The sequence below is a fragment of the Streptomyces roseifaciens genome (assembly GCF_001445655.1).
Lineage (GTDB): Bacteria > Actinomycetota > Actinomycetes > Streptomycetales > Streptomycetaceae > Streptomyces > Streptomyces aureoversilis.
Genome location: NZ_LNBE01000004.1, coordinates 1,856,506 through 1,878,103, shown reverse-complemented (window position 1 = coordinate 1,878,103; position 21,598 = coordinate 1,856,506). Strand labels below are relative to the sequence as shown.

At 72.8% G+C, this 21,598-nt stretch carries 19 protein-coding genes and 1 tRNA gene; 9 read left to right on the top strand and 11 right to left on the bottom strand.

The window, feature by feature from the left end:
• Positions 1-155 precede the first annotated feature (155 nt).
• A complete protein-coding gene (locus AS857_RS25565) occupies positions 156-1,187 on the top strand; it encodes a rod shape-determining protein (RefSeq protein WP_058045580.1) in 1,032 nt (343 codons plus the stop codon).
• A gap of 128 nt (positions 1,188-1,315) precedes the next feature.
• A complete protein-coding gene (locus AS857_RS25560) occupies positions 1,316-1,771 on the top strand; it encodes a tellurite resistance TerB family protein (RefSeq protein WP_058045579.1) in 456 nt (151 codons plus the stop codon).
• A gap of 96 nt (positions 1,772-1,867) precedes the next feature.
• Here the strand turns inward: AS857_RS25560 and AS857_RS25555 are convergent, their stop codons facing one another.
• Both AS857_RS25555 and AS857_RS25550 read right to left on the bottom strand, forming a co-directional pair.
• The gene (locus AS857_RS25555) at positions 1,868-2,974 is read right to left on the bottom strand and encodes a type III polyketide synthase (RefSeq protein ID WP_058045578.1); all 1,107 of its coding nucleotides are present in this window, start codon (positions 2,972-2,974) and stop codon (positions 1,868-1,870) included.
• A gap of 124 nt (positions 2,975-3,098) precedes the next feature.
• Positions 3,099-4,376, bottom strand: coding sequence for a cytochrome P450 (locus tag AS857_RS25550; protein ID WP_058045577.1), 1,278 nt, complete (start codon positions 4,374-4,376; stop codon positions 3,099-3,101).
• Between the two features lie 436 nt (positions 4,377-4,812).
• Here AS857_RS25550 and AS857_RS25545 point away from each other — a divergent pair, with 436 nt between their 5' ends.
• Genes AS857_RS25545 through AS857_RS25530 form a run of 4 tightly spaced genes read left to right on the top strand, consistent with a single transcriptional unit; the run spans position 4,813 to position 7,842 of the window.
• Positions 4,813-4,998, top strand: coding sequence for a hypothetical protein (locus AS857_RS25545; protein WP_058045576.1), 186 nt, complete (start codon positions 4,813-4,815; stop codon positions 4,996-4,998).
• On the top strand, positions 4,995-5,774 hold the full coding sequence (locus AS857_RS25540) for a hypothetical protein (protein ID WP_063804357.1): 780 nt from the start codon (positions 4,995-4,997) through the stop codon (positions 5,772-5,774). The genes AS857_RS25545 and AS857_RS25540 overlap by 4 nt, the downstream gene beginning before the upstream one ends.
• Positions 5,771-6,688 (top strand): DUF6895 family protein, encoded by a 918-nt coding sequence (locus tag AS857_RS25535; protein WP_058045575.1) that lies wholly within the window; start codon positions 5,771-5,773, stop codon positions 6,686-6,688. Before AS857_RS25540 ends, AS857_RS25535 begins: the two co-directional genes overlap by 4 nt.
• The gene (locus tag AS857_RS25530) at positions 6,685-7,842 is read left to right on the top strand and encodes a serine hydrolase domain-containing protein (RefSeq protein WP_245700512.1); all 1,158 of its coding nucleotides are present in this window, start codon (positions 6,685-6,687) and stop codon (positions 7,840-7,842) included. Before AS857_RS25535 ends, AS857_RS25530 begins: the two co-directional genes overlap by 4 nt.
• Here the strand turns inward: AS857_RS25530 and AS857_RS25525 are convergent.
• From AS857_RS25525 to AS857_RS25505, 5 genes are all read right to left on the bottom strand, one after another.
• The gene (locus AS857_RS25525) at positions 7,744-8,631 is read right to left on the bottom strand and encodes a LysR family transcriptional regulator (protein WP_079110620.1); all 888 of its coding nucleotides are present in this window, start codon (positions 8,629-8,631) and stop codon (positions 7,744-7,746) included. The genes AS857_RS25530 and AS857_RS25525 overlap by 99 nt on opposite strands.
• 236 nt (positions 8,632-8,867) lie before the next feature.
• A complete protein-coding gene (locus tag AS857_RS25520; RefSeq protein WP_216824014.1) occupies positions 8,868-10,484 on the bottom strand; it encodes a dipeptide ABC transporter ATP-binding protein in 1,617 nt (538 codons plus the stop codon).
• Positions 10,481-11,446, bottom strand: coding sequence for an ABC transporter permease (locus AS857_RS25515; protein ID WP_245700510.1), 966 nt, complete (start codon positions 11,444-11,446; stop codon positions 10,481-10,483). Before AS857_RS25515 ends, AS857_RS25520 begins: the two co-directional genes overlap by 4 nt.
• Positions 11,446-12,387 carry an ABC transporter permease gene (locus AS857_RS25510; protein WP_058045572.1) on the bottom strand — a complete coding sequence of 314 codons (942 nt, stop codon included), beginning with the start codon at positions 12,385-12,387 and terminating at the stop codon, positions 11,446-11,448. Before AS857_RS25510 ends, AS857_RS25515 begins: the two co-directional genes overlap by 1 nt.
• Positions 12,388-12,401: 14 nt before the next feature.
• Positions 12,402-13,988, bottom strand: a complete 1,587-nt coding sequence (locus tag AS857_RS25505) for an ABC transporter substrate-binding protein (protein ID WP_245700508.1) — start codon at positions 13,986-13,988, stop codon at positions 12,402-12,404.
• Positions 13,989-14,235: 247 nt separating this feature from the next.
• Between AS857_RS25505 and AS857_RS25500 the strand changes: the two genes are divergently transcribed.
• Entirely contained in the window at positions 14,236-15,258 is a 1,023-nt protein-coding gene (locus AS857_RS25500) for a TauD/TfdA family dioxygenase (protein ID WP_058045571.1), read from the top strand.
• On the opposite strand, the gene AS857_RS25495 is transcribed toward AS857_RS25500, so the two are convergent.
• Positions 15,230-15,991: a 4'-phosphopantetheinyl transferase family protein gene (locus tag AS857_RS25495; protein WP_058045570.1), complete on the bottom strand. Its 762-nt coding sequence runs from the start codon at positions 15,989-15,991 to the stop codon at positions 15,230-15,232. The two genes, AS857_RS25500 and AS857_RS25495, sit on opposite strands and share 29 nt — an antisense overlap.
• A complete protein-coding gene (locus tag AS857_RS25490) occupies positions 15,988-16,860 on the bottom strand; it encodes a metallophosphoesterase family protein (RefSeq protein ID WP_058045569.1) in 873 nt (290 codons plus the stop codon). The genes AS857_RS25495 and AS857_RS25490 overlap by 4 nt, the downstream gene beginning before the upstream one ends.
• A 237-nt stretch (positions 16,861-17,097) precedes the next feature.
• Between AS857_RS25490 and AS857_RS25485 the strand changes: the two genes are divergently transcribed.
• Together AS857_RS25485 and AS857_RS25480 are read left to right on the top strand one after the other, a co-directional pair.
• Positions 17,098-17,856: a thioesterase II family protein gene (locus tag AS857_RS25485; RefSeq protein ID WP_058045568.1), complete on the top strand. Its 759-nt coding sequence runs from the start codon at positions 17,098-17,100 to the stop codon at positions 17,854-17,856.
• A 107-nt stretch (positions 17,857-17,963) separates the two neighbouring features.
• Positions 17,964-18,037 (top strand) — tRNA-Thr (locus AS857_RS25480).
• An 82-nt stretch (positions 18,038-18,119) separates the two neighbouring features.
• Here the strand turns inward: AS857_RS25480 and AS857_RS25475 are convergent.
• A complete protein-coding gene (locus tag AS857_RS25475; RefSeq protein ID WP_058045567.1) occupies positions 18,120-19,844 on the bottom strand; it encodes an alpha/beta hydrolase in 1,725 nt (574 codons plus the stop codon).
• 319 nt (positions 19,845-20,163) lie between these two features.
• The gene (locus tag AS857_RS25470; protein WP_058045566.1) at positions 20,164-21,390 is read right to left on the bottom strand and encodes a DNA polymerase III subunit delta'; all 1,227 of its coding nucleotides are present in this window, start codon (positions 21,388-21,390) and stop codon (positions 20,164-20,166) included.
• Positions 21,391-21,598: the final 208 nt, after the last annotated feature.

Sequence of the window (21,598 nt, the reverse complement as noted above, 5' to 3'; positions counted from 1 at the left end):
GTCAACCCGGTATCGGCCATGCGGGCCACTCCGTCCCCCGTGCGGCCCACTCCGGCGGGCGGTTCTCCGCCCCGCCGCGCACGATGATCCCAGGGACGCCCGGCGGCGGCGGCCCGCCCCCGTATCCCGACCGCCGCTCCAGGGGAGGCCCTGCCATGACGTCCTTCAGTCTTGAGCAGCTGCGGCGCTGCACCGTCGCCGTGGACCTCGGGGCGGCCCGCACCCGGGTCTACCTCCGCGACACCGGCCTGATCGTGGACGAGCCGTCGATCGCCGCGGTCAACACCAGGACCGGCTCGCTGATCGCGGTCGGCACCCTCGCCGAGGGCATGGCGGGCCGCACCCCGGCGCACATCAGCGTCGTCCGCCCGGTGTCCGGCGGCACCGTCGTCGACGTCGAGATGGCGCAGCGGATGCTCCGCAACCTCGTCAGCGACAAGGTGCGCCGCGCCTGGCGGCGCAAGCCGATGCTGCGCGCCGCGGTCTGCATCCCGCACGACGCGGATCCGCTCGCCCGTCGCGCGGCCGTCGAGACCCTGATGGGGCTGGGGACGCGCCGGGTGGAGCTGGTCGACACGCTCATCGCCGCCGCCGTGGGCTGCGGGCAGCCCGTCGAGCTGCCCGAGGCGACGATGATCGTGGTGTGCGGGGCGGCCTCCACCCAGGTGGCCGTGCTGTCGCTGGGGGCGATCGTGGCGGCGGAGAAGGTGCTGGTGGGCGGGGACGCCATGGACTACGCGGTCGTCGAGCACCTGCGCAGCCGCCACGAGCTGATGCTGCCCACGCAGGGGCTGCACCCGCTGCATCTGGCACTCGCCGCGGACCCCATGGAGGAGAGCGCGGAGGTCCGCGGCCGGGACGTGGCGACGGGCCTGTCCCGTACGGTCATGGTGAGCACGGCCGACGTCCGCGAGGTGATGCACACGCCGCTCACGGCCGTGCTGGACGCTATCGGCCGCGTGCTGCGCTCCTGCCCGCCCGACCTCGTGGCGGACCTCGTCGACCGCGGGGTGATGCTCGCGGGCGGCAGCGCGGTGCTGCCGGGCCTGGACCGGATGATCGCCGATGCGACGGGGATGACCGTGCGCATCGCCGACCAGCCGGACGTCTGCGCGGTGCTCGGGCTCGGCGCGATGATGGAGGGCAAGGTGCAGCCGCTGCACCTGGATCCGCTCGCTTCTTCGTAACGAGCCTCGCTCCTTCGTAACGAACCTTTCGCGCCACTTCTCTCGCTGTTATGTCACTTTGGGAACTTCCGTACCCCTCTCCCCCGTTCTCCCCGTACACCCCCGTTATGTATGAGGAGAAACGGCAAATGGCGCTCTGGGACCGGCTCAAGGACTCCGCGACGACGATGCAGGGTCAGCTGGTGGCGAAGAAGAACGAGCTGAAGAGCGGCGCGTTCCGTGACGCGAGCATGGCCATGTGCGCTCTGGTTGCGGCCGCCGACGGCTCGATCGACGCCTCGGAGCGGCAGCGCGTCGCCTCGCTGATCGCCACCAACGAGGTGCTGCAGAACTTCCCCGCCGACGATCTGCAGGCCCGCTTCAACGACTACTGCCAGAAGCTCACGGCCGACTTCGACTTCGGCAAGGTCAGCGTGATGCAGACCATCGGCAAGGTGCAGAAGAAGCCGACCGAGGCCCGTGCGGTCGTTCAGATCGGCATCGTCATCGGCGGCGCCGACGGGGACTTCGACAAGACCGAGCAGGCCGTCGTCCGCGAGGCGTGCTTCGCGCTGGGCATCAACCCGGCCGAATTCGACCTCTGACGGGCACCGGGCGGGGGCTCAGGCAGCGGGCACCGGGCGACGGGAGCGGCCCGGCCGACCGGCTCGACCGGCCCGATCGAACCGACCGGAGGCCGGTTACGCGGGCTGCGGCATCGGGCGGCCCGGCGCCTGCCCCTCCCTCTCGCCGCCGCCCGCCCCGCTGCTCCACGTGCCCAGCGAGATCTCGGCGGTGATGCCGGGGCCGAAGCCGGCGATGATGCCCCGGGCGTCGTGCGGCACGCCGCCGTCGGCCCACAGGCGCTCCAGCGCGTCGAAGATGACGGCGCTGGCGATGTTGCCCCGCTCGGTGAGCGTGGCCCTGCTGTAGCGGAACCACTCGGGCGCGAGGTCGAGGTACTTGCACAGGTCGTCGAGGATCCTCGGCCCGCCCGCGTGGACGATGTAGAAGTCGAGCTCGGAGACGTTCCAGTCGTGGGGTTCGGCCATGTCGCGCATGGCGGGGGCGAGCATGGCCATCGTGCCCGGGACCCGCTTGTCGAGCAGGAAGTGGAAGCCGGTGTCGCGGACCGCGTAGGAGATCCAGTCCTCGGTGTCCGGCACCAGGTGGGAGCCGTTGCGCTCCAGGCGCACGCCTTCGCCGCCCTCCCCGCGCACCACGGCCGCGGCGAGGGCGTCGCCGAAGAGGCCGTTGGACAGGAGGTTGCCGACACCGAGGTCGGTGGGCTGGTAGAGCAGCGAGCAGAACTCGCAGGCCACGATGAGGGCGTTGGCGCCGGGGTATGCGGTGCAGAAGTCGTGCGCGCGGTTGATGGCGGCGCCGCCCGCGGCACAGCCGAGCTGGGCGATGGGCAGCTGTCTGGTGGTGACCGGGAAGTCCATGGTGTTGATGATCCAGGCGGTCATGGACGGCATCATGAAGCCGGTGCACGAGACGTACACGATCAAGTCGATTTCGCGCGGGGTCAGTTCGGCGTGCTCCAGGGCCCGCCGGATGACTTCGGGAACCCGGGCCTTGGCCTCGGTCTCGTAGAGGTTGTTGCGCCAGGTGAGGCCGGGGTGCTTGAGGGTGTGCTCGATGGGCTGGAGGATGTGCCGGGTCTGGACTCCGGTGTTGCCGATCAGCCGCAGGGCCAGCGGCAGCTGAGGGTGGTCGGCGTGCAGCGTCCGAGCCAGCTGCAGGGTCTCCTCCATGGTGATGACGTGCTCGGGTACGGCGATGGCCGGTCGGCAGAGCGTAGCCATGACTGCCTCCTTACCAGGGACTTACCGGTCCAGGGGACTGACCGGTGGACTTACCGGGCGCCGGCTCCGCCGCCCTGCGCGGGCGGTGGGCCGGGCGCCCCGTCGGTGCGCTGCGCCGGGTGCTCTACCAGGCGACGGGCAAGGCGAGGGGGAACCGCCAGATCGAACCGGTGTTCCACCGCACCTCCTCCGCCGGAACGGCCAGGCGCAGGTCGGGAAAGCGGGTGAGCAGCGTGCCGATGGCGACCTGGAGCTCCATGCGCGCCAGCCGGGCTCCGAGGCAGTGGTGCGTGCCGTGGCCGAAGGTGAGGTGGGCGGGCGCGTCCTGCCGCTCGAGGTCCAGCTCGTCGGGGCGGTCGTAGACGAGCTCGTCGCGATTGGCGGCGAGGTACGAGACGTGGACGGTCTCGCCCGCGCGGATGGTGACGCCGTCCAGCTCCACGTCCTCCGTGGCCTGGCGGGGGATGCCCACCCCCTGCCGGTACGGGATGAAGCGCAGGAGCTCCTCGATGGCGGCCGGCAGCAGCTCGGGACGGGCCCGCAGGCGGGCCAGCTGCTCCGGGTGGGTGAGCAGGGTGTAGATGATGTTGCTGATCTGGTGGGCGCTGGTGTTGTGGCCGGTGACGAGCAGGAGCATGCCCATCACCGCGACCTCGCGGGCGTCCAGGAACTCGCCGTCCTCGCGCACCGCGGCCAGGGCGCTGAGCAGGTCGCCGCCGGGGTGGCGGCGGCGCGCGGCGGTCAACTCGGCGAAATACGCGCGGAGTCCGGCCTTTCCTTCGGCGGCCGCCGCGCAGTCGGGGGTGCCGGGGGACATCATCGCCGTGGCCCAGCGGCGCAGCGGGGCACGGTCCGGCCCGGGGACGTCGAGCAGCTCGAAGACCGTGTTCAGCGGGAGGGGGGCGGCCAGCCAGTCGGAGACGTCGGCCGGGGAGCCGTGGTCGGCCATGGCGTCGAGCAGGCCCTCCACCGTGCGCCGGGTGCGCGGGCGGAGCTCCTCGACCTGGCGGTCGCCGAACGCGGTGGCCATGAGGCCGCGCAGACGGCTGTGGGCCGGCGGGTCCATGAGGTTGATCGACTCGGCGTGGTCGACGAGATCGGGCGTGACGGGCGGCAGACCGCGGCCGATCAGGGCCGCGCGGCTGAAGCGGCGGTCAGCGGTGACCGCGCGGACGTGGCGGTGGCCCGTCACGAGCCAGGCGGTGCCGGGCGCCGGGCCGCCGGCTCCGGGCGCTGCGGAACCCCCCGGCCCGTCCTCCGTGGCATCGCCCGCGCCGTCCCCCCGGGGCATCGGGATGCGGGTGACCGGCGGCTCGCTGCGCAGCCGGGCCAGGAAGGGGTCGAACTCCAGGGCCTCATCGTGGCGGAACGGACAGGTCCACACCGACTCGGAGGTGGTCATCGAAGACTCCCATCCCAAGGGCCCCGCCCGGGTGGCGTGCCAGCTTATTTTCAGACCATGCCGCACCAGTCACTCCGCCACACCCCAGCCTTCGCAGTTCACCCGAATGGTGGAAATTTCGGAGAATCACCCGTCGCATCCCCCACTTTTCCCTTCTTTCTCACCACTCCCCCAGGCTTCGCCCCGGCTCCCCTGCGCACGCCCTCGACTTCACCCTGGCGCCCTTGATCCCTCCCTGGCGCCCCTCATTTCGCCTTGGCGCCCCCGATTCCCCCGTGAGTGCCCTTTGCCTCCGCCATGCGCCCCAACGGACGGCTCGGTGCGGGCCCCGGCGTGTCTCGAGCTGCGGAACCCGAAAGTCGTGCTTAGCCTAATTTTTCAGACATCACTGATTAAGTGATGACAATCCCGACCGCATCTCCTCGAGGAGGCGCACATGCTCGCCCAAGAAACCCTCCGACCCCTTGCGAATCCGGCCGGAACGGCCGCGATCGGCTCCCTGATGGTGGAGCCGGAAGCCGCCGTGAGCGGGGCTCCACTGCCCGCGCCGGAGGCCGCAGGCTTCCTGCTCGCCCTCCTCCTGCTGTCTCCCAAGGAGCCGAAGGAGCCGAAGGGCAAGTGAGTTCCCGTGCGGCCTACGCCGCGGCGGCCGACGAACTCGCGTCACGCGTCCTCCGCGCCCTCCGGGGTGCGGGGGGCGCGGCGCTCGTCGCCCCGCACCTCGACAGCAGCTCGCCCGACGCACTCGCGGCCCTGGCCGCGGTCCGGGTGATCGGAGCAGACACCTTCACCCCCCACATCCTGACGGGCGTCCCCTTCCACGCCGCCGACGCGGCCGCCGTCGCCCGTTCCTTCGAGACCTTCCCGGTGCCGGGCAGCGGCCCCTCCGCCCGCACCGACGAGCGCACCGCCGCCTGGCGCGACTGGGCGACCGCTCAACTCCTGGCCCGTACGCGCGGCTACGCCGGCAACCCCGTGGCCACCGTCCCGCCCGAGGCCGGCGAGGACCTCACCGACACCACCGACTGGCAGCGCTGGTCCGTTCGCATGGCCCAGCTCGCGCCCCTCGCCACCCCCTGCCTGGACGGGCCCGTACGGGACGCCGCCCGCGGCGCCGCCCTCCCGCTGAGTCGCGGGCTGACCCGGTCCGTGCTGCGCCGCGACTTCCCCACCGCCGTCCGCCTGTTGCGCTGGCTCGCCCTGCTGCGGCACGACGGCATCGCCCTGCCCGTGGAGCCCGAACCCGTCCTCGACCACGTGCGCCTGCTCGGCGGCGCGAGCCCGCGCACGGCGCTCGACCTGGCCGTCGCCGCCCACCTGCTGGGCGACGGCACGCACACCGGGAACCGCGCCGACTCCGACACCGCCCCCCAGCCGCCCACGGAGGCGCCGGCATGACGATTTCCGCCCCCGTGGAGACGGCCGCCCGCGCCATGGCCGACCGCGCGCTGTCCTGGCTGCACGCCCACCGCGCGCTCGGCGCCCTGCCGCCCGGCACCACCGAGGAGCTCACCGACCCCGACGGCGTCTACAAACCCCTGGGCGAGAGCACGCTCGCCGCCTCCATCATCCTGCGCGACGGCATGGCCGGGCCCGGCCAACTGGTCGCCGCACAGAGCCTGATGGACTTCACGTGGCTGCAGCTGCGCAAGGGCGACATGCTCTACGAACGCCAGCTGCGCCACACCCTGATGACCGACCCGCTGGAGATGTACGCCCACTTCGTGCGCTGCGGCTACCGGCACGCGGACCTCGACCGGCTGCTGGCCCACCGCGCCCGGCTGCGCTCGGTGCACAGCGTCGAGCTGCTGCCCAACCGCCGCTTGGCCGTGGCCAACGCCGCCCGCATCGCCGGCCTCGACCACGGCGAGGACTTCGCCGCACTCGCCCGCACCACCTGGCTGGGCGCCACCCCCGAACCGTGGGCGATCAACTGGATCACCGCCTACGCGATGACCCACACGGTCTTCCACCTCACCGACTGGGGAGGCCGGCCCGAGGGTCTGCCGGCCCCCCTCACCTCGTACGTCCGCACCTGGCTGCCGGTGTGGATCGACATCTGGCGCGAGGTCCGCCAGTGGGACCTCGTGGCGGAACTCCTCATCGTGGGCGCCTCCTTGTCCGAGCCCTACTGCAACCCGGACGACTGGGAGGCGATGGCCTCCCTGCAGCACGAGGACGGCCTGGTGCCCTGCGACGGCGACCCGGTCGACGACGACCCGGCCCGCAGGTTCAAGGAACACCAGCACACCACCGTCGTGGCCGCCGTGGCGGGCTCCATCGCCCTCGCCAGGGCGGCACGAGAGCAGTGACCCCGTCCCTGCGGCAGACCACCCCGGACGACGCGAACCTCCCCGGCATCCCGCTGAACGCCCTGCTCCTGCCCCTGGCCGACGCGGCCCGGGGCGCGAGCGCCGTCGCCGTCGCCGCCGTGCGCGGCGACGAGCGCATCGTGGTGTGCCGCGGGCCGGCCGGTGAGGACACCCGCTTCGAGACCGGCTCGCTCACCAAGACGTTCACGGCACTGCTGCTCGCCGAGCTCGCCGCCCGCGGCGAGGTCCGCTACGACGACCCCCTCGACCGCTATCTGCCGCCCGGTGCCAGGCGCATCCCGGGCCCGGCCGTCACGCTCCTCCACCTCGCCACGCACACTGCGGGCCTGCCGCGCCTGCCGCCGGGGCTGCTCGCCCGCTCGGCCCGTACGGGCTGGTTCCGCAATCCGTACGCCGCCTTCACCACGGACGACCTGCTGGCCGCGCTCCCCCGCACCCGCCTCCACCACCGCCCCGGCACCCGCGTGCGCTACTCCAACTACGGCGTGGGCCTGCTCGGCCTCGCCCTCGCGCGCGCGGCCGGCGGCGCGCCCGGCGACTATCCGGCGCTGCTCGGCGAGCGCGTCCTGCAACCGCTCGGCCTGGCCGACACCGACTGCGACCCCACCCGCCCCCAGGTCCTCGGGCACTGGCACGGCCGGCCCCGGCCGCCCTGGCTCGTCCCCGGTATGCCCGCCGCGGGCGCCCTGCGCTCCAGCGCGCGCGACCTGCTGCGCTGCATGGCGGCGCTGCTCGCGCCGGAGGCCGCCGCCCCGCCGAGCCTGCGGGTGGCGCTCACGGAAGTGCAGCGGCCCCGGCTGGCGCTGCCGCGCACCGGCCGCCGCATCTGCCTCGTGTGGAACCTGCGGGTGCGGCCCGGCGGCCCGCTGCTGCACCACTCCGGGGGCACGCGCGGCTGCACCGCCTTCGCCGGCTTCCTGCCCGGCCCGGGCGCCGCCCTGGTGGCCCTGGCCGATGCCGCACCGACCCCGGCCGCGCCCTTCGTCCAGGCGTCGTACGAGGCGCTGTGCGGCCTGGACCGGACGGACCGGCGGTCAGCCGCCCGCGACGTGCCGGGTGACGGTGGCCGCGAACTCCTGGGCGGCGGGAGCGAGGGCCGACCACTGCCGGGCGGCCCAGCCCACGTCGAGTGACGGGATGCCGGTGACGGGTATCAGCCGGGCCGCGCCGGACGGGCTGACCAGCCCCGGCATGGCCGGTATCAGGGCGTGCCCCAGGCCCAGCTCGGCCAGCAGCAGCGCGGTGTCCCAGTCCGTGGCGCGGGTGGTGGAGCGCGGGGACAGGCCGCCGGGGCCGAGCACGTCCTCCACCCGGCGGCCGGAGCTCGTCCCGGCGGGCGGGCGGATGAGGCGCGTACGGGCGAGGTCCGCCGCGCCGAGCGCGCTCTCGGCCGCGAGGGGGTCGTCGGGGTGGACGGCCAGCACCCACTCCAGGCTGATGACCGGACGCAGTTCGACGCCCTGGGCGTCCTCGGAGACCGTCACCCAGGCCAGGTCCACCGCTCCCGACCGCAGGGCGTCGATGCAGCGGTGGCTGGAGCGCTCGGTGTGGAACTCCAGCCCGACGTCCGGGAACCGCCTGCTGTACTCCTCGATGGCCGCGCCCATGAGGTGGCGGATGGTGGTGGCGCCGGTGGCGATGACGACGCCGCCGCCGTGGCCGGTGCGCAGCTCCTCCAGCGTCCGCAGGCCCTCGCCGAGGGCGGTGAGCCCGTCCGAGGCGGCCCGCTGGAGGATCCGCCCGGCCGCCGTGGGCACCACGCCGCGCGGCTGACGCTCCATCAGCGAGAGGCCGACCTCCTTCTCCAGGCGCCGCACGTGCTGGCTGACGGCCGACTGGCTGCAGTTCATCTCGCGGGCCACGGCACTGAGGTTGCGGGCCTCGCACACCATGACGAACACCTTCAGGTCATCTAGCGTCACGCCGCCACGATACAAGCTCAAGCTTGGATGGATCGAGTCAACTCATAGGATTGACTTGGCTCGTGGGTGACCGTCATGATCTACCTGAAAAACGGCGGCAACCTGTCCGCGGCTTCACACAGCAGCACACAGTGCTCCGTTGCTGCGCATGCACGGCAACGGGCCGAGGCGTCGCTGCGGACAGGTGTCGACCAGCTCCCGCCGGATCGCGGCCCGCTTCCCGGGGCCTCCCCCCTTCAGCGCAGCACCGGAACGGCCTCCAGCAGCTGGCGCGTGTACGGGTGCTCCGGCGCCTCCCACACGCGCTCGACCGGCCCCCTCTCCACGACGCGCCCTTCCTTCATCACCACCACGTCGTCGCACAGGTAGCGCACCACGCCGAGGTCGTGGGTCACGATGCACAAGGCCATGTCCCGCTCGGCGGTGACCTTGCTCAGGACGTCCAGGATCTGCGCCCGGACGGAGACGTCCAGGGCGCTGACCGGCTCGTCGGCGAGGAGCACGGACGGGCGGGGCGCCAGGGCCCGGGCAATGGCGATGCGCTGCCGCTGCCCGCCCGAGAACTGGTGCGGATAGCGCGCGGCGGCCTCCGCGGGCAGGCCCACGTCGGCGAGGAGCTCGGCCACGCGCGCCGTGGCCTCGGGCGAGCGCCGGTCCGGAAGCGGCTCGGCGATGATGTCGCGTACGCGCATGCGGGGGTCGAGCGAGCCCATGGGGTCCTGGAAGACCACTTGAAGACCATGGCCACGGCTCTGCTCCTGGCTCCGGGCCCGGCTGTGGCTCCGGTCCCCGCCCCGGACCGCCACGTTGTCGACCGTCCCCGACGTCGGGCGGTCCAGGCCCGACAGCAGCCGCAGCAGCGTGGTCTTCCCCGATCCGGACTCGCCGACCACACCGGTCCGCCCGCCCGCACGGAGGTCCAGGTCCAGGCCCTCCAGCGCCGTGAAGTGCGTACGCGGCGCGAAGAGGCCGCGGCGGGGGCGGGCGTAGCGGCGGGTCAGGCCACGCGCCTTGAGCAGCGTCCGCGGCTCGGCGGGGGCCGGGGGCCGCGGCGCGGGGACGGTCAGGTCGGAGGCCTTCAGCAGGGCTTGGGTGTACGGGTGCTCAGGGCTGCGCAGCACCTGCTCGACGGGCCCGCTCTCGACGATCTCCCCGTCGTACATCACCAGCACGCGGTGGCACACGGACGCGACGAGCGCGAGGTCGTGGCTGATGTAGAGCACCGCCGTGCCGCGCTCGTCGGACACGCCCGTGACGAGGTCGACGATCTCCTTCTGGACCGTGACGTCCAGGGCGGTCGTCGGCTCGTCGCAGATCAGCAGGGCGGGGTCGGTCGCGAGGGCCCCGCCGAGGACGGCGCGCTGGCGCTGCCCGCCGGAGAGCTGGTGGGGGTAGGAGCGGGCGGCCCGGGCGGGGTCCGGCAGGCGCAGCCGGTCCAGGAGCCCGACGGCGGCGGCGTGGGCGGCGGCCCGGCCGGGGCGTTCGCTCCGGGGGCCGTGCAGCCGCAGCGCCTCGGCGACCTGGGGGCCCACCTTCATCACGGGGTTGAGGGCCGTCATCGGCTCCTGGAACACCATGCCGGCGAGCCGCCCGCGCACGGTCGACAGCTCGCGGTCCGTGGCGCCGAGCAGGTCGAACGGGACGCCGTCCAGGCGCGCGCTGCCCCCGGCCCGCAGCCCCTCGCCCAGGAGGCCCAGGAGGGCGAGGGCCGTGAGGGTCTTGCCGGAGCCTGATTCGCCGATGATGCCGACGCGCTCGCCCCGGTCCACGGTGAAGCCGACGCCCCGCACGAGCGGCCGGTCGCCCGCGTCGACGGTGAGGCCGTCGACCTCCAGCAGCATGCTCCTGCTCACCGGACACCTTCCAGCGTGGGGTCGAAGCGGTCCCGCAGGCCGTCGCCGAGGAGGTTCAGGCCGAGGACGGCGGCCGCCACGGCGAGGCCGGGCCACAGGCACAGCTCGGGCTTGTCGAAGAGGAGCTCCTGCGAGTCGAGCAGCATGCGGCCCCAGGACGGGGTGGGCGGCGGGGTGCCGAGCCCGAGGTAGGACAGCGCGGCCTCGGCCAGCACGGCGGTCGCGAAGGCCACCGACGCCTGGACGATGACGACGTCCCGGATGTTCGGCAGGACGTGCCGCACGGCGATGGCGGCGCGCGTGCGCCGCGCGAGCCGGGCGGCGTCGACGTACTCCGCTGCCATGACGCGCAGCGTGGCGGCGCGGGCGACGCGCGCGAAGCCGGGGGCCGAGGCGATGCCGATGGCCACCATGGCGGTCAGCGTGCTCGTGCCGTAGACCGCCGCCAGCATGATGGCGAGCAGCAGCGCGGGAAAGGCGAGCAGGAAATCGCTCACTCTCATCAGCAGCGCACTGAACGGCCCGCCCGACATGCCTGCGGCCACCCCCATCGGCACACCGATGACGACGGCGAAGCCGACTGCCACGATCCCCACGAAGACGGTGGTGCGGGCGCCGGTCATCAGCCGGCTGGCGACGTCGCGCCCGAACTGGTCGGTGCCCAGGAGGTGCTCGCCGCCGGGCGGCAGCAGCCTGCGGGCGGCGTCCACGTGCGTCGGGTCGTAGGGCGTCCAGATCAGGGACAGCAGCGCCAGGGCGAGGACGAAGGCGACGAGGACGCCTCCGGCGGTGAGGGTGGGACGGCGGGCGAGCCGCCCGAGGAGGCTCCTGGGCCGCCGCACCGGCGGAACCGCCGGCGCGACCGCCTCCTGCCTTTCGGGCCTGTTCTCCGGCGGGTTCCCGGGCGGCTTCTCGCCCGGATTCCCCGGCGGGTTCCCGGGCAGTTCCATCGGCGGCTGCATCAGCGGCTCCGCAGGCGCGGGTCGAGCAGGTGGTAGAGCAGGTCGGTGACGACGTTGACCACGAGCACCGCCACGACCAGGACGATCACCACGCCCTGGACGACCAGCAGATCGCGGTCGGCGACGGACTGCAGCAGCAGATCGCCCAGCCCCGGGATGACGAAGACCCGCTCGACCACGACGGCCCCGACGAGGACGGTGGACAGCTGCAGCCCGAGGACGGTCAGGACGGGCACCGCCGCATTGGGCAGCCCGTGCCGCCACAGCGCGGCGCGGCGCCTACGCCCCTTGGCCCGGGCCGTGCGCAGGAAGTCCTGGTGCAGGACGGTGAGGACGGCGGAGCGCACGTAGCGGGTGAGCACCGCGCCCTGGACGAGCCCGAGGGACAGGCACGGCAGGACGAGCTGCCGCGCCCAGGCCGCGGGGTCCTCGGCGAGCGGGGTGTACCCGCCGGCCGGCAGCGCCCCGGCCCGGACCGCGAAGACGTAGACGAGCAGGATGCCCGCGAGGAAGGCGGGGACCGCGATCCCCGCCTGGCTGAGCGCGGACAGCAGCGCACCGGCCGGCCTGCGGTGCCAGGCGGCGGCCAGCACGCCCGCGGGCAGCGCGAAGAGGACCGCCACGAGCATGCCGCCGAGCGCCAGCCAGCAGGTGACGCCGAAGCGGTCGGCGATCCGGGGGCCGACGGCGTCGTGGCTGATGTACGAGGTGCCGAAGTCGCCGTGCAGCAGGCCCTGCGCCCAGTCGGCGTACTGGACGACGAGCGGGCGGTCGGTGCCGAAGTCGTGGCGCAGTGCGGCCAGCTCCGCCTCGCCGGCGTTCGTCCCGAGGACGACCTCGGCCGGGTCGCCGGGCAGGACGGAGAGGAAGGCGAAGACGACGAAGCTGGCGATCACGGCGCTGACCAGTAACGACGCCGCTTTGCGCAGGTACACCCGCATGCCGGGGCCGCTTCCTACTTCTTCTTCGCCCAGCGGACGTTCGCGAGGTCGAGGCCCTCGCCGACCTGGTTGACCGGCAGGCCGGTGACGTCCTTGTCGGCCACCATCAGGTTGGGCATCAGGTAGAGCCAGTCGGCCGCGGCGTCGTCGGAGAGCAGGCGGGCGGCCTCGCGGTAGCGGGCGGCCTCGTCCTCGGGCCGGCCGGAGTCGGCGTCCTTGAGGAGCTTGGCGTAGGCCGGGTTGCCGTAGCGGAAGTAGTAGCCGGGGTCGGCGAACGTCCACAGGTCGCGCGGCTCGGTGTGGGCGATGACGGAGAGGTCGTAGTCGGCCTTGTTGTAGACCTCGGACAGCCAGCGGGCGGGGAATTCGAGGGGCTCGATCTCCGCCTTGAGCCCGACCTGGTCGAGCTGGGACTTCACGACCTGCGCGGCGGACATCGCGTACGGCATGTTGGGCACCCGGAACTTCACGGTCCGGCCCTCGGCGCCGGCGTCCTTCAGCAGCTGCTTCGCCTTGCCGGGGTCGTACGGATAGCTGCCGGTCAGGTCCTCGTACCAGGGGTCGGTGGGGGTGGCCATGGTGCCGATGAGCTTGCCGTGACCGGCGCGGGAGGTCTCCACGAGCGCCTTGTGGTCGATGGCGTGGCGCACGGCCTGGCGGACCCGCTTGTCCTTGAACGGCTCGCGGGAGTTGTTCATCGACAGGACGACCTCGCCGGTGGAGGAGCCCTCGATGGTTCGGAAACGATTCCTGTCGGAGAAGCGGGACAGCGACTCGGGGGCCTGGACCGTGCCGACGACGTCGATGCCCTTGGTGAGCAGGGCGTTGTTCATCGCCCCGGCGTCCTTGAAGTACTTCAGCGTGACCTTGCCGAGCTCCGGCTTGCTGCCCCAGTAGGAGCCGTTGCGGTCGAGGACGATGCGGTCGCCGCGGCGGCGCTCGGCCAGCTTGAAGGGCCCGGTGCCGACGGGGTGACTGGCGAGGTCGGCGACGCCGGTGCGGCTGAACATGGCGCCGATGCGCGTGGTCATGGCGTAGAGCCAGCCGTTGCTCGCGTGGTTCAGCGTGACCTTGACCGTGTGGTCGCCGGTCTTCTCCGCCTTGGCGACGACGTCCATCTGGCGGGCCGTCTTCAGCTTCCAGTCCTTCTTCACCCGCTCGATGGAGAACACCGCGTCGTCGGCGGTGAACTCGGCGCCGCTGGTGAACTTCACGCCCTTGCGGAGGTGGAAGGTGTACGTGCGGCCGTCGTCGGAGCGCTCGTAGCGCTCGGCGAGCAGGGGCTGGATCTTCCCCTGCTGGTCCACCCGGACCAGGCCCTCGTAGATGCTGCCCAGCGTGGCCTGCGGGACGGCGGCGCCGTCGGTGGTGGTGAAGTCGAGGCTGGCGGGCTCGGCGATGAGGCCGATGGCGAGCGAGTCGGCCGTGCCAGAACCGGAGCTGCCGCTCCCGGAACCGCACGCGGCCGCCAGGGTGCCGGCCAGGAGGGCGCAGCCGGTCGCGCGGGCGGTACGCCGCAGCGCCGCTCCGGACGCCGCCCTGGACGATGCCCCGGAGGCTGCTCCTGACGCCGGCCCCGAGCCGGCGGTTGACTTGGCCACTGTGTCTCCGTGTCTGTGCGTCCCGCTGCCGTCTTTTCCTTCTGTGTCGCCGTGCCTTCCCGGAAACTAACCACCGGCGCACTCCCCGCACCACGGAAGGGCGCGAAGGTGATCGAGTTCACGCGCAATCGCGACACTCCGCCCCCGGCGCCGCACCCCCAACTCCATTGACCCTGCGCGGGCTTCGATTCATGATCGATGTGCCGCACACCTGCCGCAAGCGCCGAGAATCCCGAGTGGAGTCCGTATGCCTGCACCGTCCGCCGATGCCGAGACCGCCGTCGTCCTCACCGAGCCCGTCACCGGACCGAGCGCCTGGCGGGCTTCCGATTTCACCGATGAACGTGACTGGACGGTCGTCCTCACCCCTGAGGAAATCGGTGAGTTGCAGACGGCACTCACCGCGGTGAAGAGCCGCGGACTTCCGCTCGACCGGCTCACCGTCGACGACTTCCCCCTTCCGGTTCTCGGCAAGACGTTCGAAGCGGCCGTCCACGACCTGGAGTTCGGGCGGGGATTCACGCTGCTCCGCGGCCTTCCGGTGGAGACCTGGTCGCCGGAGGAGGCCCGCCTGGCGTACTGGGGCATCGCCCTGCACCTCGGCACCCCCGTCTCCCAGAACGCCGCCGGGGAATTGATCGCGCACGTGAAGGACTACGGGGAGGGCGAGGTCACCGAATCCGCCACCCGTGCCTACCGGACCCGCTCCGAGCTGCCCTTCCACACCGACAGCTCCGACATCGTCGGCCTGCTGTGCCTGCGCCAGGCGGGCGACGGCGGCGTCAGCACGCTCAGCAGCTCCATGACCGTCCACAATCACCTCCTCGCCCACCACCGGGAGCTGCTCGGCCTGTACTACCGGGGATTCGTCTACGACCGGCGCACGGAAGAGGGATCCGACGAACTCCCCTACTACCGGAACTCCGTGTACGGCTATTTCGACGGGCAGTTGAGCTGCCGCTTCTATATGACCCACTACATCGACTCCGCGGTACCGAAGTCAGGAATCCCGCTGAGCGGGATCGAGCAGCACGCCCTGCGGGTCTTCCAGGACGTCGCGGGCATGGACGAGCACCGCGTCGAGATGACCCTGCGCGCCGGCGACCTGCAACTGCTGAACAACAACGTCGTCGTCCACGGCCGCTCCGCCTTCCGGGACGAGCCGGGCCGGCGGCGCGACCTGCTGCGCCTGTGGCTCAACACCCGGCACGCCCGGGACCTGCCGGAGGGCTTCGCCGCCTTCAGGCACGGGATGCCGCGGACTCGCTGACCCGCGGGCCGTCCGCAGGCCGCGGCCCCCGGGCGGGCGCGGGAAGGGCGATGGCGGTGAGCACGAAGCCGTCGCCCGCGGCCCACCGGCCGGTGAAGCCGCCCAGCCGGACGCCGCCCACGACCGGGCCGGGCACGAGGAGCCGGGCCGAGAAGCTGCGGGCCTCCGGGTCGATCTCCAGCTCCGCCTCCTCGAAGTCCAGCTCCTGGCCGGTCAGCGGATACCAGGTCTTGAAGACGCTCTCCTTGGCGCTGAACAGCAGCCTGTCCCAGTGCACACCCGGCCGCTCCGCGGCGAGCCGCTGGACGGCCGCGCGCTCGGACGGCAGCGCGATGACGCGGAGGACGCCCTCCGGCAGCGGCCCGTTCGGCTCGGCGTCGATGCCCACCGATGCCAGGGTGTCCGCCCGGGCCACGACGGCCGCCTGGAAGCCGTCGCAGTGCGTCATGCTGCCGACCACGCCGTCGGGCCACTGCGGAGCACCGCGCCGGTTGGGGAGGAGGGGCACGGGCGGGAGGCCGAGCCGCCCCAGCGCCCTGCGCGCACAGGCCCGTACGGCCGCGAACTCCTGCTGCCGCTTGGGCACGGCGCGGGCGACGACGGCCGCCTCCTCGGGATAGAGACCGCGGGGGTCCCCGGGAAAGGTGCCGAGGCCGGCGGAGGCGGACTGCTGCGATGGAACGGCGAAGCTCTCCTCCGCCACCGCCTCCGCGGGCAGGATCTCCTCGATCACGACCAGGTCCCCCCGGCGCCGTCCCCCGCGCGCTCACCGGCCGGCCGGGGCAGGATCTGCCGCAGAGGCTTGCGCGGAGGGCGCGGCCGCCACTCGCGCGGATAGCCGATGGAGACCTCCTCGAACCGCACCCCGTCGTGCCAGGTGACCCGGGGGATGTGGAGGTGGCCGTAGACGGCCGCCGCCGCCCGGAAGCGGACGTGCCAGTCCGCGGTCAGCTCGGTGCCGCACCACTGCGCGAAGTCCGGGTAGCGCAGGATCCTGGTGGGCTCGCGCACCAGCGGCCAGTGGTTGATCAGGACGGTGCGGTGGGCGGGGTCCACGGCGGCCAGGCGGCGCTCGGTGTACGCCACGCGCGCGTGGCACCACGTATCGCGGCCGGAGTAGGGCTCGTGGTGCAGGAAGTGCTCGTCCGCGCAGACGACTCCGGCCTCGTAGGCCCGGCGCAGCGACTCCTCCTTGGTGTGCGCCCCGGGCACGCGGAAGGTGTAGTCGTAGAGCACGAACAGCGGGGCCACGGCGACCGGGCCGCCCTCGCCCTGCCACACGGGGTACGGGTCCTCGGGGGTGGCGACGCCGAGGCTGCGGCACAGCTCCACCAGGTGCAGATAGCGCTTCTCGCCGCGCAGGTCGACCGTGTCCTGCGGGTGGGTCCACAACTCGTGGTTCCCGGGCGCCCAGACGACCTTGGCGAATCGCTCGGCGAGCAGGCGCAGCGTCCATTCGATGTCCGCGTACTGCTCACCGACATCGCCCGCCACAATGAGCCAGTCGTCGTCGCTCTCGGGCCGGAGCGTTTCGACGAGCGCGCGATTCTCTTTGTAGGCGACGTGCAGATCGCTGACGGCCAGCAGTTTTCCGTTGGGCACTGTGTGTCCTTCTCGCGTCCTTCTCGACGAATCCCCGGTCCAAACCGGAACAGCCCTGTGTTCCGGCGCACTTCGAGCCGGCACGACCTATGTCTGTACCCTGCAAGGGAACCTAATACGCCCGGGGCGCCCGAAGGAACCCCTACCGGCCACGAGCCTGCCCCTATGGACGCCCGACGTATCCTGCCCAGGACCCGAAAGGCAGCAACTGCACGGCTCCGAAGGGAAAACAGCACGATGACCATGTCCCCCGCTGACAACCAAAAGTGGATTCGCCGATTCCATCCCGCGCAGGACGCCCCGGTCCGCCTCGTGTGCCTGCCGCACGCCGGAGGGGCGGCGAGCTACTTCTTCCCGGTGTCGAAGGCGCTCTCGCCGGCGGTCGACGTGCTGGCCGTCCAGTACCCCGGCCGACAGGACCGGCGCACGGACCCCTGCATCGACAACCTGGCCGAACTGGCGGACCTGACGACCGAAGCCCTCCTCCCCTGGACCGACCGCCCCCTGGCCCTCTTCGGCCACAGCATGGGCGCGACCCTGGCCTACGAGGTCGCCCTGCGGCTGGAGGAGCGGGGCATCAAGCCCACCGTCCTCTTCACCTCCGGCCGCCGCGCCCCCTCGCGCCACCGCGAGGAGACGGTGCACCAGCGCGACGACCAGGGGCTGATCGAGGAGCTCCGCGCGCTGAGCGGCACCGACACCCAGATGCTGGACGACGAGGAAGTCCTGCAGATGGTCCTGCCGGCGCTCCGCGCCGACTACCGGGCGATAGAGACCCACCGCGCCCGCCCCGGCCTCCGCGTCAACTGCCCCGTCCACGCCCTGACCGGCGACGACGACCCCAAGGCCACCGTCGACGAGGTCCAGGACTGGGAGCACCACACCACCGCGTCCTTCGCGATCAGCGTCTTCCCCGGCGGCCACTTCTACCTCAACGACCACCCGCGGGAGATCGTCGGCCTCATCTCGGACACCATCGCGGCCCCGGCCCGCTGACCACGGAAGACCTCACGGAAGACCCCGCCGACCACCGTGTACGGAGCACCCCTCCGGAGTGTGTAGACTTGGGCGCGCTGCTGAAGCCGGTCCGGATCAGGCAGCTTGCCGCCTTAGCTCAGTTGGCCAGAGCAACGCACTCGTAATGCGTAGGTCTCGGGTTCGAATCCCGAAGGCGGCTCCGATGGAGCCCAGGTCACACTTTGTGTGACCTGGGCTTTTCTGGTTCCTGCGGGCCTCACGGACCTTGCAGGCCTCGGGCCTCAGGAGCACTTCCGGCCCGCCGGGGGCGGGGTCGAGGTCAGCAGGTAGGTGTTGATCGCGTTGTCGATGCAGGCGCTGCCCCGCGTGTACGCCGTGTGGCCGTCGCCGTCGTAGGTCAGCAGGCGGCCGGAGGAGAGCTGGGAGGACAGCGAGCGGGCCCAGCCGTAGGGGGTCGCCGGGTCGCGGGTGGTGCCGACGACGAGGATGGGCGCGGCGCCCTCGGCAGGGATGCGATGCGGGGTGCCCGTGGCCTGTACGGGCCAGTATCCGCAGGTCAGGGCCGCCCAGGCGAGGGGGGTGCCGAAGACGGGCGAGGCCTTGCGGAAGGCCGGGATCGCGTTGCGGACCGCGGCCGGGGAGCGGAAGGCCGGGGGCAGGTCGAGGCAGTTCACGGCCGCGTTGGCGTACATGAGGTTCTGGTACGCGCCGCGGGAGTCGCGCTCGTAGTACGCGTCGGACAGCCTCAGGAGCGGGGCGCCGTCGCCCAGGAAGGCGGACCGCAGTGCGGTGCGCAGCAGGCCCCACGCCGCCTCGTCGTACATGGCGGAGATCACACCCGTCGTGGCGAGGCTCTCCGTGAGCTTGCGGGACTTGCCGGTGGCCAGGGGGGCCGAATCGGCCTTCTTGAAGAGCGCGGAGAGGCGGTCGCCCGCCCCCTCCGGATCGGTGCCCAGCGGGCAGTCCCTGCGCCGGGCGCAGTCCCGGGCGAAGGAGTCGAAGGCGGTCTGGAATCCCGCGGTCTGGTCGCGGTTGACCTGCTCCGAGCCGAGGGCCGGGTCGAGGGCGCCGTCGAGCACGAGGCGGCCGACGCGGGAGGGGAAGAGCCCGGCGTAGGTGGCACCGAGGAACGTGCCGTACGAGGCGCCCACGTACGTCAGCTTGGCGTCGTCGAGGGCCGCGCGCAGGACGTCCATGTCGCGGGCGGCCTCGATCGTGGACACGTGGCCGAGGAGCTTGCCGGAGCGGGCGGCGCAGCCGTCGGCGAAGTCGGAGTACGCGGCGACCAGTTCCCCGGTCTCGCCGGCGTCGTCGGGGGTCTGGTCGACCTCCGTGTAGCGGTCCATGTCGGCGTCGGACAGGCACGTGACCGGCTCGCTGCCCGCGACGCCGCGGGGGTCCATCGCCACCATGTCGTAGTGGGCGCGGACGGCGGCGGGATAGCCGACGCCCGCGTAGTGCTGGAGATAGCCGACCGCCGAGCCGCCCGGCCCGCCCGGGTTGACCATGAGGGAGCCCAGGCGCCTGGCGTGGCCCGCGCCCGTGGCCTTCTTGCGGGAGACGGCGAGCTTGAGGTCGTCCGCCTCGCGGGGGTGGTCGTAGTCCAGCGGGGCCCTGAGCGTGGCGCACTCGAAACCGCTCGTGCGGCAGGGGTGCCAAGTGAGCTTCTGCGCGTAGTAGCTGCGCAGGGCCGGGGGGAGGGCGGTCGGCAGCGGGGCGAGCAGCGGGGCGTCCCCGGGCCCGCCCGCGCCGCCCAGGCCGCCCAGGTTCCCGAAGGAACCCCCTGCGTCGAAGCTCCCGAAACCGGGGAGGCCGCGGTCGTCCCGCCCCTCCCCCGCGCGGCCGTGCCGGCTCCCCGCGGGCGAGGGCTGATCGTCGCCCGCCCCGTACGCTCTCGGCGCCGCCGTCGCCCGCGGCGAGGTGTCCCCGAGGGCGGAGCCGGAGATCAGCAGCGCCGCTGCCGCGATGACGGTGCCGGAGGTACGGAGCAGGCGGCTGGAGTCCATCGGCTGGTCCCTTGTCCCTCTGCGTGGGTGCGTGGAGTGCCGCTGCACGGAGGCATGGGGGTTGCCCGGCCGGCAGCGAGGAGGAGCTGAGCTTCACGCAGCGTCACGGAGAATCACTGCGTACCGACGGAGCGTATCCGCACCCCTGCGGGCTGCCGCCAGTCGCCGGGCCCAGGAGGCCTCATATGAGTGAGAGTGCGTAACCGGACGCGTGCCCGGCCCGGGCGGTCCGCAGCGCTCGGCTGGTGCAGCCGGTTCAGCCGGGCCAGTCCGTTCAACCGGGCCGGTCGGTTCAGTCGGTTCAGTCGGGCCAGTCGGTTCAGCCGGCTCGCAGCGCCATCGTCATCGCTTCGACCGCGAGCAGCGGTGCCACGTTGCGGTCCAGCGCCCTCCGGCAGTCGATGATCGCCTCGATGCGGCGCAGCGTCCGCTCCGGGCCGGACGCGGAGGCCACGCGCTCCAGCGCGTCCTGCATGTCCGCGTTGGCGATCTCCACGCGCGAGTGGAGCTGCATCGCCAGGACGTCGCGGTAGAAGCCCGTCAGGTCGACCAGAGCAAGGTCCAGGCTGTCGCGCTGGGTACGCGTGCTGCGGCGCTTCTGGCGGTCCAGCAGCTCCTTCATCGCGCCCGCCGTGCCGCGCGGGAGACGGCTGCCCGTACCGGCCGCCGCACCGAGCGCAGCCCTCAGCTCTTCGGTCTCCTTGGCGTCGACCTCCTCCGCGACCTGCTTGGCGTCCTCGGCGGCCGCGTCGATCAGCTCCTGAGCGGCCTTCAGGCAGCCGCCGACGTCGTCGACGCGCAGCGGCAGCTTGAGCACGGCCGCGCGGCGGGCACGGGCCCGCTCGTCGGTGGCCAGGCGGCGGGCCCGGCCGATGTGCCCCTGCGTCGCACGGGCCATCCGCGCGGCCAGCTCGGACTCGATGCCGTCGCGCCGGGCGAGGACCTCCGCCACGGCGGCCACCGGCGGCGTGCGCAGAGTGAGGAGGCGGCAGCGGGAACGGATGGTGGGCAGCACGTCCTCCAGGGACGGCGCGCACAGGAGCCACACCGTGCGCGGTGCGGGCTCTTCGACCGCCTTCAGCAGGACGTTGCCCGCGCCCTCCGTCAGCCGGTCGGCGTCCTCCAGGACGATCACCTGCCAGCGTCCGCCGGCCGGCGAGAGCTGGGCACGGCGGACCAGCTCACGGGTCTCCTTGACGCCGATCGACAGCTGATCGGTGCGGACGATCTCCACGTCCGCGTGCGTGCCGACGAGCGAGGTGTGGCAGCCGTCGCAGAAACCGCAGCCGGGGGCCCCGCCGACGGCCTTGTCCGGGCTCACGCACTGCAGGGCGGCGGCGAACGCACGAGCGGCGTCGGCCCGTCCGGAGCCGGGGGGCCCGGTGAACAGCCAGGCGTGGGTCATCGACCCGCCGCCGACGGCCGCGGCGTCCGACGCGGCCGACTCGGCGGCGGTGACCGTGACCAGGGCATCCGCATCCCGCGCGGCGGCGGAAAGCTGCTCCGTCACCCGGTCCTGACCGACCACGTCGTCCCACACCGCCATGGCTGTCCTCCGCACTGGTTGTCCTGCGACGTCCATTGTGGGCCACCCCACCGACACCGAACGCCGGTCGAGCACGGCCCGATGGCGAGGCCACGCCCACCACAAGGCCTGTCGAGGGCCCGCGCCTCTCGAATCCGCCGCAACGGCGACCGGCCACGACGACGCAACCCGGCGGTGCCGAGACCACCGCCACCCTTGAGGGCGCGCA